Below are 15,854 nucleotides of genomic sequence, written 5' to 3'. Positions count from 1 at the left end.
CGGTCGGTCGTGCCGCTGAGGCGGCGGCGGGTCGCCGGGCGAGGCATCCGCTCAGCCGAGGGCGAAGCCGCCGTCGGAGCTCAGCACCTGGCCCACCACCCACTCGCCCTCCGGGGTCGAGAGCCACGCGATCAGGCGCGCGGGGTCATCCGGGGTGCCGACGCGTCCGAACGGGGTGGTGCGGATCCACTCCTGGATCTCCTCGAGCGGCCGGTCCGTCGTCTCGGGGTCGAGGTAGCCGGTGTTGACCGGGCCGGGATCGATCGTGTTGAGGATGATGCCGAGGTCGAGCAGCTCCGCGGCGACTGTCTTCGTGATGCCCGCGAGTGCGGCCTTGCTGGTCGCGTAGGCGACCTCGCCGCGCATCGGGCCGTGGATCTGGCCGGAGGTCATCCAGAAGACGCGTCCGACGGGCTCGGCGAAGGGCTCTTCGCGTCCGGGACGCTCGCCCGGTCGCGCCCCGGGGGCGTCCGGGCGGTGGAGTGCCGCGAACGCCTGCGTCAGCAGCAGCGACGAGCGCGCGTTGGCGGACCAGAACGCATCGAGTCGCTCGGCCGTCATGTCGAGGATCGAACCGTCGCCGCCGCTCTGCGCGTGGTTGCACACCAGGATGTCGAGCGCGCCGGCGAGCGCGTGCGCCTGCTCGATGAGGGCGGGGATCGCGTCGGCGTCGCGCAGATCGGCCTCCGCATCGCCGAACGAAGCGCCGGGGGTGAGCGCCGCGCGCAGCTCGGCGCGGACGGCGTCGAGGTCGTCGCCGCCCCACGGGAGGGCGGTGTCGTGCGGCCGGAAGTGATGGATGAAGACGTTCGCGCCGAGGCCGGCGAGCCGTGACGCGACGGCGAAGCCGATGCCGCGGCGGCGAGAGACGCCGGTGACGAGAGCGGTCTTGCCGCGGAGAGGGAGAGAGAACATGCGATGCCTTTCGGATGCCTCGACCCGCGCGTCCGGAAGGGCAGCGTGCGATCGAGCCGGCGCGATGGCGCCGGGGTGACGGGAGCGGAGGCGGGTCAACGGCATTGCATAGGGCCGAGGATATCGGGTGCCGGCTCCTCCCCGGTCAGCGGGGCTCCGGGCTCTCCCCAGCTGGCGAGAGCCCGGGCCGGGGCGTCGGCGCCCGCGGCTACCCTGGATCCGATGAGCATTCCGCAGGGCGACCCGTACGCCGACCTCGTGTGGGACCCCGACGAGCTCGCACCCCCGCCCGAGTTCGACGAGCCCCCTTACGTCGAGCCGTCGCGCGGCTACGCCTCCGCGGCGCCGACGGCAGCCGGGCCGGCGCCCGAGCCCGCGTTCGCCGCCGCCCCCCGCCGCGACTTCGTCGGCTCCGACCCGCGCGCCGTGCTGCACGAGGTCTACGGGTACGACGCCTTCCGCGGCGAGCAGGGCGCGATCGTCGAGCACGTCATCTCCGGCGGCGACGCGGTCGTGCTCATGCCCACCGGCGGCGGCAAGAGCGTCTGCTATCAGGTGCCCGCCCTCGTGCGCCCGGGCACCGGGCTCGTCGTGAGCCCGCTCATCGCCCTCATGCACGACCAGGTCGACGCCCTCGTCGCGAACGGCGTGCGTGCCGCCTACCTCAACTCGACGCAGTCGCCGCCCGAGCGCGCGGCGGTCGAGCAGGCGTATCTCGCCGGCGACCTCGACCTGCTCTACGTCGCTCCCGAGCGGCTCAACACCGAAGCGACCCTGCGCTTCCTCGCGCGTGGTCGGCTCAGTGTCATCGCGATCGACGAAGCGCACTGCGTCTCGCAGTGGGGCCACGACTTCCGGCCCGACTACCTCGCACTGGGCGACCTCGCCGAGCGGTTCCCCGGCGTTCCCCGCCTCGCGCTCACCGCCACCGCCACGCCTGCGACGCACCGCGAGCTCACCGAGCGGCTGCGGCTGCCGTCGGCGCGGCACTTCGTCGCCAGCTTCGACCGCCCGAACATCCAGTACCGCATCGAGGCCAAGACCGATCCGCGCCGACAGCTCGCCGCGTTCATCCGGGCTCAGCCCGAAGGGTCGGCGGGAATCGTCTACGCGCTCAGCCGCAAGTCGGTTGAGCAGACGGCGGAGTTCCTGCGCACGCAGGGCGTCGACGCCCTGCCGTATCACGCGGGGCTCGACGCATCCGTCCGCGCCGCCAATCAGTCCCGCTTCCTGCGCGATGACGGCGTCGTCATGGTGGCGACGATCGCCTTCGGCATGGGCATCGACAAGCCCGACGTGCGGTTCGTCGCGCATATCGACCTGCCGAAGTCCGTCGAGGGCTACTACCAGGAGACCGGCCGCGCCGGCCGCGACGGCGACCCGTCCGTGGTGTGGATGGCGTACGGCCTCGGCGACGTCGTGCAGCAGCGCCGCATGATCGATCAGAGCCCCGGCGATCGCGCGTACAAGACCCGCCTGGGTCAGCATCTCGACGCGATGCTGGGGTTGTGCGAGACGATCGGATGCCGCCGCCAGAACCTCCTCGCCTACTTCGGGCAGGACTCTCAGCCGTGCGGCAACTGCGACACCTGTATCGAGGCGCCCGAGACGTGGGACGGCCTCGTGCCCGCCCAGAAGCTTCTGTCGACGATCGTCCGCCTGCAGCGGGAACGTGGGCAGGCCTTCGGCGCAGGGCACCTCATCGACATCCTGCGCGGATCTTCGACCGAGCGCATCCGGCAGCAGGGCCACGACGCCCTGTCGACGTACGGCCTCGGCGCCGACCTCAGCGAGCAGGACTGGCGCAGCGTGATCCGGCAGCTGCTGGCCCGCGGCATCCTCGTATCCCGCGGCGAGTACGGCACGCTGGCGCTCGGCGAACCTGCCGCCGGGGTGCTGCGCGGTGAGACGCCGGTGCCGCTCCGTCGTGACGTGCTCGGTCGCTCGACGACTCCGCGGGTGCGCAAGGTCGCGGCATCCGACACCCTCGCCGACGGCGACCGCGCGCTCTTCGAGGCCCTGCGCGAATGGCGAGCCGGCGTCGCGAAAGAACTGGGCGTGCCGGCGTACATCGTGTTCGGCGACGCGACCCTGCGTGCCCTTGCGGAGGTGCGCCCCGCGAGCCTCGCCGACCTCGACGGTGTCACCGGCATCGGCGCCAAGAAGCGCGAGGCGTACGGCGAGGCGGTGCTCGGCGTCATCGCGGCGGCCTGATCCCGGCTCAGGACGCCGGGTCTCGTGCCGGCGGAAGCGGGCCCCCACCCTCGGCTCCGCCGCTCGGTCACGGCCGTGAAACGGACTCGGGCTCCGCGTCGTGGTGCGGTCCCCCGCATAGGCTGACCTCGCGGACGACGGAGTCCGTCGAAGGGGCAGCATGAACCCGAGCAACATCGATATCGCCCAGGCCGCAGAGATGCTGCCGATCGATCAGATCGCAGCGGGGCTGGGCATTCCGGAGGACAGTCTCGAGCAGTACGGGCGCTACAAGGCGAAGGTCGCCCTGCCCTGGCTCGCGGGCCTGGCGGACCGCCCCGACGGCAAGCTCATCCTGATGACCGCGATGTCCCCCACCCCGGCGGGGGAGGGCAAGACCACGACCACCGTCGGCCTCGGCGATGCGCTCCACCGGATCGGCCGACGCGCGATGATCTGCCTGCGCGAGCCTGCGCTCGGGCCGGTCTTCGGCATGAAGGGCGGCGCCGCGGGCGGCGGCCATGCGCAGGTCGTGCCGATGGAAGACATCAACCTCCACTTCACCGGCGACTTCGCCGCGATCGCCTTCGCCACCAACCTGCTCGCCGCGCTCATCGACAACCACGTTCATCGGGGCAACGCGCTGGGAATCGACGTGCGGAGGATCAGCTGGCGCCGGGTCCTCGACGTCAACGACCGCGCTCTGCGGGACATCGTCGTCGGTCTCGGTCCCGACAACGGCTACCCGCGGGAGTCGGGCTTCGACATCGTCGTGGCGAGCGAGGTGATGGCGATCTTCTGCCTGGCGCACGACCTCACGGATCTGCGCGAGCGTCTCGGTGACATCGTCGTCGCCTACACGCGCGATCACCGTCCGGTGCGCGCCCGCGATCTCGAGGCCCACGGCGCGATGACGGCGATCCTCCGCGACGCCTTCGCGCCGAACCTGGTGCAGACGCTCGAGCACACCCCGGCGTTCGTTCACGGCGGGCCGTTCGCGAACATCGCGCACGGCTGCAACTCGCTCGTTGCGACGCGCGCCGCGCTGAAGCTGGCCGACTACGTCGTCACCGAAGCGGGCTTCGGCTCCGACCTCGGGGCCGAGAAGTTCGTCGACATCCTCTGCCGCTCCTCCGGCCTGCGACCCTCCGCGGCCGTGATCGTCGCGACGGTGCGCGCGGCGAAGTACCACGGGGGCGTGGATGTCGCCGATCTGCCCGCCGAGAACATCGCCGCGATCGAGAAGGGCTCGGCGAACCTGATCCGGCACCTCGGCATCGTGCGCGACATCCTCGGGCTGCCCGCCGTCGTCGCGATCAACCATCGCGCGGAAGACACCGACGCCGAGATCGCGGCGCTCGTCGGCATCGTGGAGCGGGAGGGGGCACGCGCCGTCGTCGCACGCCACTTCGCCGAGGGCAGCGCGGGCGCGGAGGAGCTCGCGCACGAGGTCGTGCGGTTGTGCGACGAGCCGTCGGAACTGCAGTTCGTCTACCCGGACGACGCGTCCCTCTGGACGAAGATGAAGACGATCGCCACCCGCGTGTACGGGGCGTCGGACATCACCGCCACCACCGCCGTCCGCGCGCAGATTCGGCGCCTGCAGGAGGAGGGGTACGGCGAGTACCCGATCTGCGTCGCGAAGACCCAGTACTCCTCGTCGACCGACGCCAAGCTGCGTGGCGCCCCGACCGGCCACGTCGTCGAGATCCGCGAGGTGCGGCTGGCCGCCGGTGCCCGGTTCGTCGTGATGGTCTGCGGCGCCGTCATGACCATGCCGGGGCTCCCGGTCGTCCCGGCCGCCGCGTCGATCGACGTCGATGAGAACGGCAGGATCGTCGGCCTGTTCTGACAGCGACGCCGGGTCGACGCGGCTACCGGCCCCCGGCCGGCCGCGGGAGCAGCATCCGCGACAGATAGAAGGCGCGCTCCTCCGTCTCGGGCTGGATCAGCTCGAAGTCGTGCCGGCCGTAGAAGCGCAGGGCATCGACGTCGCCCTCGTCGACGTTCACCTCGAGCAGCTCGACGCCGCGTGTGGCGCACTCGTCCACCACGACGGCGATCATCTCGCCGCCGATCCCCCGCCCTCGCCGCACGGGCGACACGTAGAGCTCGTCCAACAGCGCAACCGGTCCGTCGAACCAGACGTTCGTGCGCAGTGTGACCAGCGCGACTCCGTCGGGGCCCTCGCCGCCGAGAACGGCGAAGGTCGTCGTGCCCGCGAGCAGCGTGCGCAGTCGCCGAGCGAGAGTCGTCGGGCCCGGACTCTCGGTGTCGAACTCGGTGTTGAAGTCGTGCAGCAGCCGGGCGACGGACTCCGCGTCGTCGGCGGCCGCGAGGCGCGTACGGGTCATGTCGCCACGGTACGGCGAGTGGACCGATCCTGCCATGGTGCGCGTCACCCCTGAGCGAACGACCGCACCCGCTCGACCCGCAGCACATGCGGCAGCGCAGCGGTGTCGCGCGTGCCGTCGGCGCGCGGGAACTCGTAGACGTCGAGCATGAACTGCACCGGGTAGTCGATCGACTGCACGACGGTCTTCACCCAGGCGCCATCGATGAAGAACCGCATGCGCTCCGGCGTCCATTCGACGGCGTAATCGTGCATCGCCGTGAGGTCGCCGTGGACGCGCATCTTTTCGAAGTCCTCGTGCAGACGAGGGTCGTTCTGCGGCTTCACGCCGACGCCCACCCAGCCGCCGTCATCGTCGAGCTCGGCGCCGAAGATCTCGGCGATGCAGAGCTCGCCGCAATCCTCGGGCCGTTCCTCGAACCCGATCGGCCAGAACGCCACCATCACGTCGGGGTGGCGGATCGCCGCGAGACGCACCTCGATCACCCCGTGTCGCACGAGCCAGCCCCGGTGCTCGGGCTGCTCCTCCGTCACGCTGAGGCCCGTCCGGAACCGGTGCTGCCCGATGCCGCTGCCCGCCGGCCCTGAGAACTGGCCGGTCTGCACGTGCGACACCCGCAGGTCGCCGTCGAGTGCGGGCGCCCACGGGGCGGTGTCGTCGTCGATCCTCAGCTCGAGGCCACCCCGGCCGATCGACCAGCGCGCGGCCGAGGCATCCCGAGACGACCACTGCGGCGTGTAGAAGGGCCACCAGCGCCCGGTGTCGAGAGCGGGCGCGTCGAACCGCTCGTCGACGTCGGGCGCACGTCCGGTGAGATCGAGCGGGGACACGTCGAGCACCCACGTGTTGTACGTCAGCTCGCCGCCGCGCCACGGGATCGTGCCCGATCCGCGAGGCTCGAAGCCGGCACTGCGGCACAGCGCGTTCGACGCGGGGTTGTCGATGCCCGGGTAGGCGACGAGCAGCGAGCGCCCGCCGTCGGCGGCGACCAGGCGGGTCATCTGCCGCAGCGCCTCGCGCGCCACGCCGCGACCCTGCCACCCAGGCTCGACCGACCAGCCCGTCTCGAATGCGGGCAGCCCTTCGTAATCGGTCTGCCAATACCCGATGGCGCCCGCCGGGATGCCGTCGACGTCGATCCGCATCATGCGGGCCTCGCCGGCCGCGTTGAGGCGCAGGTAGCGGGCGTGTCGCTCGCGCACCTGCTCGTCGGTCTCGGGCCCGCCGAGGTGCGCGGTCATCTCGGGCGTGTTCGCCCTCTCGAGCACGGCGAGGTCGCCCTCGCGCCACGGGCGCAGTTCGATCGTCATCGCGCCTATTCTGCGCGCCCCTTCCGACGTCCACCCCGGGGCGAATCTCCGACGCCCGCCCCGCCGAATCCCAGCGCCGCGCCAGGGACTACGGGCGGATGACCCAGACCGCGACCTCGACCGCAGCACCGCCGTCCTCGCCGGGGAACACCCCCGTGCCCTCGAGCTCGAATCCGACCCGGCGGCAGAGGGCGTGGGATGCCTTGTTCCCGACGTGCGCGTAGCCGACGATCGGACGTCCGTCCCCGGATTCGACGGCGCGGCGCACCACCTCCGTGAGCACGGCGGATGCGACGCCCCGCCCCTGCCACGCGGGCTCGATCACGCAGCCCACCTCGTACGCCGGCGCGCCCTCGTGCTCCTGCTCCCACCATCCCGCGTAGCCGAGGGTGACGCCGTCGCCCTCGACGCGGAACATCGACTCCCCGTCGAGGTACTCCGCGTGCCGCTGGGCAAGCGCCTCCTCGGGCTCGGGCCCGCCGAGGAAGCGCGTGAGCTCGGCGGTGTTCGCCCGGCGCAGCACCTCGAGGTCGTCGGCGCGCCAGGGCGCGAGCGTGATCTGCATGTCCGCCTCCCTCCCGCCGCGCCGCGTCCGCGCCAAGTCTGCGCCGCGTCCGCGCTGAGTCCGCGCTGAGTCCACGCGAGTCCGCCCGGAGTCCTCGCGAGCCTGCGCCCATCCTGCCGCGCTGTGGGCTGGGCACAACGGGACCGCGCTTCGCCCCGCGCCCCCATTGTGGAACTTATCCAAGCCGTTTGGGTACGCGTTGTGGGAGTCCTACCGTCGATGGTGACTTCCCCGTCCTCCGACACCGAGAGGTGACGCATATGGCCGACGCCGCCGTCCGCTCCCGCAAGCCCGCCACCAACAAGCGCACGCCCGCCGGAGGTGCCCCGACCGCACCGCACAGCGCGGCCGAGGCATCCGATCCCCGCATCGACATCGCCGCGGTCACCGATCTGCTCCTCGGCACGTGGGCCGAGACGCGTCGTGAAGCGCGCGAGATGATCAAGGACTCCGCCTTCTGGAAGATCGAAGGCCAGCCGATGGCTGAGCACCGCGAGCGCACCCTGACGCAGCTGCACCTGCTGGTCGAGCACGGCGGATCCCGCCGCGCCTTCCCGGCGGAGTTCGGAGGGATGGGCGACAACGGGGCCAACATCGCCGGGTTCATGGAGCTCGTCCTCGCCGACCCCAGCCTTCAGATCAAGTCGGGCGTGCAGTGGGGCCTTTTCGGCTCGGCCGTGTACCAGCTCGGCACCCAGAAGCACCACGACAAGTGGCTGCGCGACATCATCGATCTGTCGCTTCCGGGCGCCTTCGCGATGACCGAGACAGGACACGGATCGGATGTCGCCGCCATCGGCACCACGGCGACGTACGACCCCGAGACCGAGGAGTTCGTGATCCACACGCCGTTCCGCGGTGCGTGGAAGGACTACCTCGGCAACGCCGCGCTGCACGGCAAGGCCGCCACGGTCTTCGCCCAGCTCATCACGGGCGGCGTGAACTACGGCGTGCACTGCTTCTTCGTGCCGCTGCGCGACGACGCGGGCGACTTCCTGCCGGGCATCGGCGGTGAGGACGACGGCGTCAAGGGCGGCCTCAACGGCATCGACAACGGCCGCCTCCACTTCGACCACGTGCGCGTCCCGCGCGAGAACCTGCTGAACCGGTACGGCGACGTCGCGGCCGACGGCACCTACAGCTCCGACATCCCCTCGCCCGGCCGCCGGTTCTTCACGATGCTCGGCGCCCTTGTGCAGGGTCGCGTGTCGCTGGACGGCGCGGCGACGACCGGCGCCGCGCTGGCGCTGCACATCGCGCTCACGTACGCGAACCAGCGTCGCCAGTTCGACTCGGGCGCCGGCAGCAGCGAGGTCGTGCTGCTCGACTACGGCAAGCACCAGCGGCGCCTCCTGCCGCTGCTCGCCCAGAACTACGCGCAGTTCTTCGCCAACGACGAGCTGCTGCGCAAGTTCGACGCGGTCTTCAGCGGACGCGAGGACACCCCCGACAACCGCGAGGACCTCGAGACCCTCGCCGCCGCGCTCAAGCCCCTCTCGACCTGGAACGCGCTCAGCACGATCCAGGAGGCGCGAGAGGCATGTGGCGGGGCGGGCTTCCTCGCCGAGAACCGCATGGTCGGGCTGCACCAGGACCTTGACGTGTACGTCACGTTCGAGGGCGACAACAACGTGCTGCTCCAGCTCGTCGGCAAACGTCTCCTCTCCGACTACGCGAAGCAGTTCAAGGGAGCGGATGCCGCGACCCTCGCGCGCTTCGCAGTCGGCCAGACCGCCGGCCGGGTGTTCCACGGCGCCGGTCTGCGCCAGCTCGGGCAGTCGGTCGCCGACCTCGGCTCGACGGCGCGCTCGGTGGAGTTCGGACTGCGCGAGGACCAGCAGCATGACCTGCTCGCCGGCCGTGTGCAGCAGATGGTGGCCGACATCGCCGGTGCGCTGCGCCCGGCGACGAAGCTCTCGGCGGCTGAGGCGGCGGCGATCTTCAACCGTCACCAGGCGGAGCTGATCGAGGCCGCGCGCGCCCACGGCGAGCTGCTGCAGTGGGAGGCCTTCACCGACGGGGTGAACAAGGTCGAGGACGCCGGCACCCGCCAGGTGCTCACGTGGCTGCGCGACCTTTTCGCGCTGCACCTGATCGAGAAGCACCTGGCGTGGTACCTGATCAACGGACGCCTGTCGGCCCAGCGGGCGGCCTCGGTGTCGCGGTACATCGACCGGCTCGCCGCGCGCCTGCGCCCGCACGCTCAGGACCTGGTCGACGCCTACGGCTTCGCGCCGGAGCACGTGCGCGCTCCGATCGCGTCGGGTGCGGAGCTCGAGCGGCAGACCGAGGCGCGTGAGTACTACGCCGCGCTCGCCGCGTCGGGCGAGGCGCCCGTGTCGGAGAAGTCGCTGAAGACGAAGTGACGGGATGCCGGCGCGGGGCGACCTGCGCCGGGCCCGCCCGCCTCGGTGGCGGTGCCGGGCCCACCCGCCTCGGTGGCTGCGCCCGGGTCCGCCTGCGCCGGTCGCGGCGCCGGGGCGACGTCGGCGGGAGGCGACGTCGGCGAGCCCATCTAGGCTGAGCGCGTGAGCACCGACACCCGCACCGGTCCCGACGGCATCGACCGCTGCGGGTGGGTGGGCGACGATCCCGAGTACCGCCGCTATCACGACGAGGAGTGGGGCATCCCGCTGCACGGCGACCGTGCGCTCTTCGAGAAGATGAGCCTCGAGGGCTTCCAGGCCGGGCTGTCGTGGATCACGATCCTCCGCAAGCGTCCTCGGTTCCGCGAGGTGTTCGCCGGGTTCGACCCTGCCGCGGTGGCCCGGTTCGACGACGAGGACGTCGAGCGGCTGATGGCCGACGCCGGCATCATCCGCAACCGGGCGAAGATCCTCGCGACGATCTCGAACGCCCGCCTCGTCGCCGAGCTCGACGATGGCGAGCTCGACGCCTTCATGTGGTCGTTCGCGCCGCCGGCGCGCCCCCGGCCCGCGAGCTTCGCCGAGGTGCCCGCCACGACGTCCGCCTCCGACGCCCTCAGCAAGGCGCTGCGCACGCGCGGCTTCCGCTTCGTCGGCTCGACGACGATGTACGCGCTCATGCAGTCGGCCGGCATGGTCGACGATCACGTCGTCGGGTGCTGGCGCGCCGCGTGACGCGCGCGGCCCCGCCCGCCGCCCGCGGTGGGGGATTGTCCCCATCGTCGCCGCCTCCGCGGAATCGTAGGCTCGACTCGGTCGCACCGAGACGGGGGAGCCGATGACAGACGTCGATCTGGATCTGACGGCGCTGCGCCTCGCGCGCGGCCGCGTCGCCGCCGCGCTCGAGACGTTCCGCAGCGCCGACCGCGTGGGCGACGACCTGGCCGAGCTGACCGGCGAGCACCGTCTGGCCGGCAAGGTCCGCGACTTCGCGGGCAACTGGGACTACAACCGCGGAAAGCTCGAGGAGCAGCTGATGACGCTGCGCGACTGGCTCGAGGCCATCGACGACACGATGACCGAGCTCGACCAGTCGATGGGCGATTCCGTGGACCAGGGGACGACGCCGTGACCTCGGGGCTGGAATGGGAGTTCGAGGACGTCTTCGCCGGACGCCCGACCGAGCTCGAGAGTCGGGCGCGCCGCCTGCAGACCACCGCCGAGGCCATCTCGCGCGCGGCCGATGCGTTGCGCGACCTCGTCGACGACCAGCGCAGCCTCGCGACCGAGGCCCTCGAGGCGTCAGCGGAAGAAGCATCCGCCGGTCTTCGTCGCGCCCGGCGCCGCTACGGCGGCACGGCGACGGCGCTGACGACATACGCCGTCGAGCTCGCACCGATCCAGGCGAGCGCGCGCGCGGCCATCGCCGACGCCGACTTCCACCAGGCGCGCAGCCACCGTCTGCAGGGCAACGTCGACGACCTGCGCAACGACATCGTCCGTGCCGAGGCGGAGGGCTCGTCCACCGACGCCCTCTACGAGCAGCTCTGGTCCACGAGCGACGGAGCGGCCTACTCCGCCCAGCAGGTCGACGCCGCGCGGCGCACGCTCAACCGGGCGCGGCAGGACATCTGGGATGCCGCGGACCGCGCGATCGACGCGATCGAGACGGCCATCGAGCACGGCGCCGACTCGTTCGGCGACAATTGGAATCAGTTCTGGAGCGGTGTCGGCGACTTCTTCGAGATGGTGGGCGAGTGGGCATCGCAGGTGCTCTCGGCGGTGGTCGATGCGCTCATGGAGGTGCTCAGCGCCCTCGTCTCCGCGCTGGTGGTCGCCCTGCTGCTGGTGGTCGGTCTGCTCCTCGTCGGGCTGGTGTTCGTGGCCTTCGGCCTCGTCGGCCTGATCCTGCTCGGTGTCGTGCTGGCCGCCGCGCTGCTGACCCTCGCCATCGCCGAGATGCTGGGCAAGCCGCAACAGGTCTCCGGTACGCATCGCAGCACCGCGGCCACGGGGGACGCGGAGGCGGATGCCGCGGCCGACGCCCTGGAGGCGCGCGACTATCAGGGGCTCATGGCAGACCTCGCCGAGCAGGACTCGCAGGGCGGCGAAGACCTGACGCAGATCCGCGTCGTCGCCATCCGCGATGCCGAGGGCAACGTCATCTCGTGGCGCGTGCAGCTGCCGAGCACCCAGAATTGGGACCCGCTCAACACCGGGGGCGCCCTCAACGACGCCCGCACCGACGCGATGCTGTCGATGTTCCCGGGTGTGCCGACGCAGTACGAGCAGGCGGTGTGGGACGCGATGACCGAGGCCGGGGTCTTCGAGAGCGAGGCGCCGATCATGTTCACCGGCTGGTCGCTCGGCGGCATGATGGCGGGCGAGCTCGCCACCAGCCCGCGCGTCGCCGACCGCGTCGAGTCGGTGTTCACCGCCGGCTCCGCCATCGACAAGCACTACAGCGACATGCCGCCCGACGTGCGGGTCACTCAGATCAACAACGGCATCGATCCCGTGCACACGCTCGAGTTCCTGGGACTCGATCCCATCGACTACGTGCGGTTCGACAACGACTGGCAGACCTACCGCCCGCTCGCATGGCCGATGCATGACTCCGGAATGTATGGTGCTGAGGCGGAGCGGTACCTGCCCGAACCGCGTCCGGGTGACGAGATCTTCTTCGCCGGTGAGGGCGCAGGCAGCTACGAAGACGTGTACGTCGCCGAATACACGAGAGGGTCCTGAGTGCCGATGAAGCGATTCCGCGCCGTACTCGCCATCGTCGTCGCGATCGGCGCCCTGGCGCTCGCGGGCTGTGCGTCCGACCCCGACGTGGGCGGGCTCGAGTCCGGTCTCTCCGAGGTCGACGGCGTCAACGGCGCCCTGGCGTACACGACCCACTCGGGCGGACCGTGGAGCACCCAGGTCGTGGTGCTGCTGTTCGTCGACGACCCCTCCGATGAGGCGGTCGTCGCAACGGCGAAGGCTGCGGCGCCCGTGCTGGCCGGAGACCCCGCCTCGTCGGGCCGCGAGGTGTCGGTCTACTTCATCGACGGCGACCGCGCGGACTACGAAGGACGCTCCGCCGCCTTCGCTGACGCCGTCCCGGTGACGCCCGCGCTCGCCGAGGCGCTCGGCGTCTCGCAGCCCGGCAGTGAAGCGCTCCGCCTCTCGCCCGACGACGTCCGCCGGCTCGCCGACGGGTCGTGACCGCGACCGACGAGTCGACGCGCATCGCGCCGCGGCTCACGTTCCAGCTGCCCGGGCGCTGGCTCGCCGTCGACCCGCGCGATCGGGTCGCGGCATCCCTCCGCATCGACGAGGTCGTGCGCGAAGTGGTCGGAACGGCCGACGACGCCGCGATCGCACGGCGACGGCTGCGCGACCAGCTGCGCACCGTCGTCGAGAGAGCAGCGGATGCCTCGGCCCACGCCCTCTTCCTGTGCATAGAGATCGTGCCCGACCTGGCCACACCCGCATCGCTCACGGTGCACGCGCCGGTGGGGATGCGCATGACCCCGGCCGTGGGCACATCGGCCGACGCCGTGCTCGCGGTGCTGCAGGAGAGCTTCCGCGTGCTGGGGGTCGACGGCGCCGACACTGGCCGGCGGCTCGACGGACCGCGCGCGAGCATGCTGCGGATCGACCGCGTCCACGAGGAGCGCGTCGAGGAGGACGGCGTCGAGGCGGTGTCGACGCGACTCGAAGCCGAGTACTGGTTCGCCGTGCCCGGGTCCAAACAGGTCGTGCTCGCGAGCTTCGCCACCCCGCTCGGCGAGATCCGCTCCGCCATGCTCAACCTGTTCGACTCGATCGCGCTCGCCGCGTCGTTCGGCACGGAATGATCCCGGCCGCCGAGGCGTTCGCAGACTCGGAGGACCCACATGGATTACGGACACGCACTCGAGTTCGGCGCATTCATCACACCCGCCGCGGCGAACCCCGAGATCCCCGTTCTGCTCTCACAGGCGGCTGAGGCCTCGGGCCTCGACCTCGTCACCTTCCAGGACCACCCCTACCAGCCCGCGTTCCTCGACACGTGGACGCTCATGTCGTTCGTGGCGGCGCGCACCGACCGCATCCGCATCGCTCCCAACGTGCTCAACGTGCCGCTGCGCCCGCCCGCCGTCGTGGCGCGGTCGGCGGCGAGCCTCGACCTGCTGTCGGGCGGCCGGTTCGACCTGGCGCTCGGCGCCGGCGGCTTCTGGGATGCGATCGAGGCGATGGGTGGCGGACGACTCACGCCCGGCCAGGCGGTGACCGCGCTGGAGGAGGCGATCGACGTCATCCGCGCGCTGTGGGACACCAGCGAGCGGCGCGGCGCGTTCACCGACGGGGAGTTCCACCGCGTCCAAGGAGCGAAGCGCGGGCCGAGTCCCGCCCACCGCATCCCGATCTGGATCGGGGCGTACAAGCCGCGCATGCTCGCCCTCACCGGGCGCAAGGGCGACGGCTGGCTCCCGTCGCTCGGCTACATGAAGCCCGGTGACCTCGCGCGCGGGAATGCCGCGATCGACGCGGCGGCCGAGTCGGCGGACCGCGACCCCCGCGAGGTCCGCCGCCTGCTCAACGTCGGGCAGCTCGCCGCCGATCCCGCCGAGTTCGCCGAGCGGCTCGCGCAGCTCGCCCTCGAGGACGGCATCGGCACGTTCATCCTCGCGGGCGACGACCCGCGCCTGCTGCAGACCTTCGGCCAGGAGGTCGCGCCCGCTGTCCGTGAACTGGTCGCCGGCGAGCGGACCGCCCGCGGCACGGCGCAGGGGGAGGTGCGTTCGGCCGCCGCGCTCGCCGCGCGCCGCGAGGGCATCGCCTACGACGACGTGCCCGAGGGGCTGACCGCGATCGAACCCGGTGACTTCGGCTACGGCGACGTACGGTCCACGTACATGCGCGGCGGGTCGCCGGGCATCGTGCTGCAGCCCGACTCGCCCGCCCAGGTCGCCGAGGCGATCGCCTTCGCCCGCCGTCACCCGGGGCTTCCGCTCGCGGTGCGCAGCGGCGGCCACGGGATCAGCGGGCGCAGCACCAACGACGGCGGCCTCGTCATCGACCTGCGCCGGCTCGACGCCATCGAGGTCCTCGACGAGGAGCGCCGTCTCGTGCGCATCGGGCCGGGTGCGCGCTGGATGCAGGTCGCCGCAGCCCTCGGCGAGCACGGCTGGGCGCTCACTTCGGGCGACTACGGCGGGGTCGGCGTCGGCGGCCTCGCGACCGCGGGCGGCATCGGCTTCCTCGCGCGCGAGCACGGCCTGACCATCGATCACCTGCGTGCGGTGGAGGTGGTGCTGGCCGACGGCTCGATCGTGCGCGCCGACGCCGACACGCACCCCGATCTCTTCTGGGCGGTGCGGGGCGCGGGCGGAAACGTCGGCATCGTCACAGCCTTCGAGTTCGAAGTCGACGAGGTCGGCGACATCGGGTGGGCGCAGCTGGCGTTCCAGGTCGACGATCTGGCGGAGTTCCTGGAGGGGTACGGGCGCATCGTCGAGAGCTCGCCGCGGGACCTCACCGCGTTCCTCCTCGCAGGAGGCCCGCGACCCGGCCAGCCCCAGGAGGTCCGGCTGTACGGCGTGGTCGACTCCGACGATCCCGACACGATCATCGCGCGGCTGCAGCCGTTCGCCGAGCTGGCGCCACTCGTGCAGCAGTCCGTGCAGGTCGCGTCGTACCCCCAGGTCATGGCCAACGCGGATCTCGGCCCCCAGCACGGCGTGGGCGAGCCCCATTCCCGCTCGGGACTGATCGAGCACATCACGCCCGAGTTCGCACAGACGGCGGCACGGATGCTGGCCTCCGGCGCAGTGCCGTTCTTCCAGCTCCGCGCGGTCGGCGGCGCGGTGGCCGACGTGGCCGAGCACGCCACCGCGTACGCCCACCGCTCGGCGAACTTCTCCGTCGTGGCGCTCGGCTCCGACGCCCAGCGACTCGACGTGCAGTGGCGGGCGCTCGCCGCGCACACCGCGGGCATGTACCTGAGCTTCGACTCGTCGGAGCGTCCCGAGCGCATCGCCGAGGCCTTCCCGCCGGCGACGCTCGACCGGCTGCGCGCCGTGAAGGCCGCGTACGACCCGACGTGCGTGTTCCGCGACAACTTCGCGATCGAGCCGGCGGCCGACGCGGCCTGAGGCTGCTCGAGCCGCGACGCGCA

General features: G+C 71.8%; 13 protein-coding genes. 9 read left to right on the top strand and 4 right to left on the bottom strand.

Annotated features, from left to right (window positions below):
- Window positions 1–51: 51 nt before the first annotated feature.
- On the bottom strand, window positions 52–915 hold the full coding sequence (locus tag ACFC1W_RS05175; RefSeq protein WP_375989428.1) for an SDR family oxidoreductase: 864 nt from the start codon (window positions 913–915) through the stop codon (window positions 52–54).
- 222 nt (window positions 916–1,137) lie between these two features.
- Between ACFC1W_RS05175 and recQ the strand changes: the two genes are divergently transcribed.
- Both recQ and ACFC1W_RS05165 read left to right on the top strand, forming a co-directional pair.
- Entirely contained in the window at window positions 1,138–3,129 is a 1,992-nt protein-coding gene (recQ, locus tag ACFC1W_RS05170) for a DNA helicase RecQ (RefSeq protein ID WP_375989425.1), read from the top strand.
- Between the two features lie 160 nt (window positions 3,130–3,289).
- The gene (locus tag ACFC1W_RS05165; protein WP_375989422.1) at window positions 3,290–4,960 is read left to right on the top strand and encodes a formate--tetrahydrofolate ligase; all 1,671 of its coding nucleotides are present in this window, start codon (window positions 3,290–3,292) and stop codon (window positions 4,958–4,960) included.
- 22 nt (window positions 4,961–4,982) lie between these two features.
- On the opposite strand, the gene ACFC1W_RS05160 is transcribed toward ACFC1W_RS05165, so the two are convergent.
- The 3 genes from ACFC1W_RS05160 to ACFC1W_RS05150 all read right to left on the bottom strand — a co-directional run bounded on the left by ACFC1W_RS05160 (window position 4,983) and on the right by ACFC1W_RS05150 (window position 7,337).
- On the bottom strand, window positions 4,983–5,462 hold the full coding sequence (locus ACFC1W_RS05160; protein WP_375989419.1) for a GNAT family N-acetyltransferase: 480 nt from the start codon (window positions 5,460–5,462) through the stop codon (window positions 4,983–4,985).
- A gap of 44 nt (window positions 5,463–5,506) precedes the next feature.
- Entirely contained in the window at window positions 5,507–6,772 is a 1,266-nt protein-coding gene (locus tag ACFC1W_RS05155; RefSeq protein ID WP_375989416.1) for a GNAT family N-acetyltransferase, read from the bottom strand.
- Between the two features lie 88 nt (window positions 6,773–6,860).
- On the bottom strand, window positions 6,861–7,337 hold the full coding sequence (locus ACFC1W_RS05150) for a GNAT family N-acetyltransferase (RefSeq protein ID WP_375989413.1): 477 nt from the start codon (window positions 7,335–7,337) through the stop codon (window positions 6,861–6,863).
- Between the two features lie 260 nt (window positions 7,338–7,597).
- Here ACFC1W_RS05150 and ACFC1W_RS05145 point away from each other — a divergent pair, with 260 nt between their 5' ends.
- From ACFC1W_RS05145 to ACFC1W_RS05115, 7 genes are all read left to right on the top strand, one after another.
- Window positions 7,598–9,703, top strand: coding sequence for an acyl-CoA dehydrogenase (locus ACFC1W_RS05145; RefSeq protein WP_375989410.1), 2,106 nt, complete (start codon window positions 7,598–7,600; stop codon window positions 9,701–9,703).
- Window positions 9,704–9,865: 162 nt separating this feature from the next.
- Complete coding sequence (locus ACFC1W_RS05140) at window positions 9,866–10,438, top strand: DNA-3-methyladenine glycosylase I (protein WP_375989407.1); 573 nt, start codon at window positions 9,866–9,868, stop codon at window positions 10,436–10,438.
- A gap of 103 nt (window positions 10,439–10,541) precedes the next feature.
- Window positions 10,542–10,835 carry a hypothetical protein gene (locus ACFC1W_RS05135; protein WP_375989405.1) on the top strand — a complete coding sequence of 98 codons (294 nt, stop codon included), beginning with the start codon at window positions 10,542–10,544 and terminating at the stop codon, window positions 10,833–10,835.
- Window positions 10,832–12,451 carry a hypothetical protein gene (locus ACFC1W_RS05130; RefSeq protein ID WP_375989403.1) on the top strand — a complete coding sequence of 540 codons (1,620 nt, stop codon included), beginning with the start codon at window positions 10,832–10,834 and terminating at the stop codon, window positions 12,449–12,451. Before ACFC1W_RS05135 ends, ACFC1W_RS05130 begins: the two co-directional genes overlap by 4 nt.
- A gap of 6 nt (window positions 12,452–12,457) precedes the next feature.
- Window positions 12,458–12,916, top strand: a complete 459-nt coding sequence (locus ACFC1W_RS05125; RefSeq protein ID WP_375991418.1) for a hypothetical protein — start codon at window positions 12,458–12,460, stop codon at window positions 12,914–12,916.
- On the top strand, window positions 12,913–13,551 hold the full coding sequence (locus ACFC1W_RS05120) for a hypothetical protein (RefSeq protein WP_375989401.1): 639 nt from the start codon (window positions 12,913–12,915) through the stop codon (window positions 13,549–13,551). The genes ACFC1W_RS05125 and ACFC1W_RS05120 overlap by 4 nt, the downstream gene beginning before the upstream one ends.
- 39 nt (window positions 13,552–13,590) lie before the next feature.
- A complete protein-coding gene (locus tag ACFC1W_RS05115) occupies window positions 13,591–15,831 on the top strand; it encodes an LLM class flavin-dependent oxidoreductase (RefSeq protein ID WP_375989399.1) in 2,241 nt (746 codons plus the stop codon).
- Window positions 15,832–15,854 lie beyond the last annotated feature (23 nt).

The organism is Microbacterium sp. NPDC056003 (genome assembly GCF_042274785.1).
Classification (GTDB): domain Bacteria; phylum Actinomycetota; class Actinomycetes; order Actinomycetales; family Microbacteriaceae; genus Microbacterium.
Note: the sequence above shows the minus strand (reverse complement) of the source record. Positions and strands in the feature narration are given on the sequence as shown.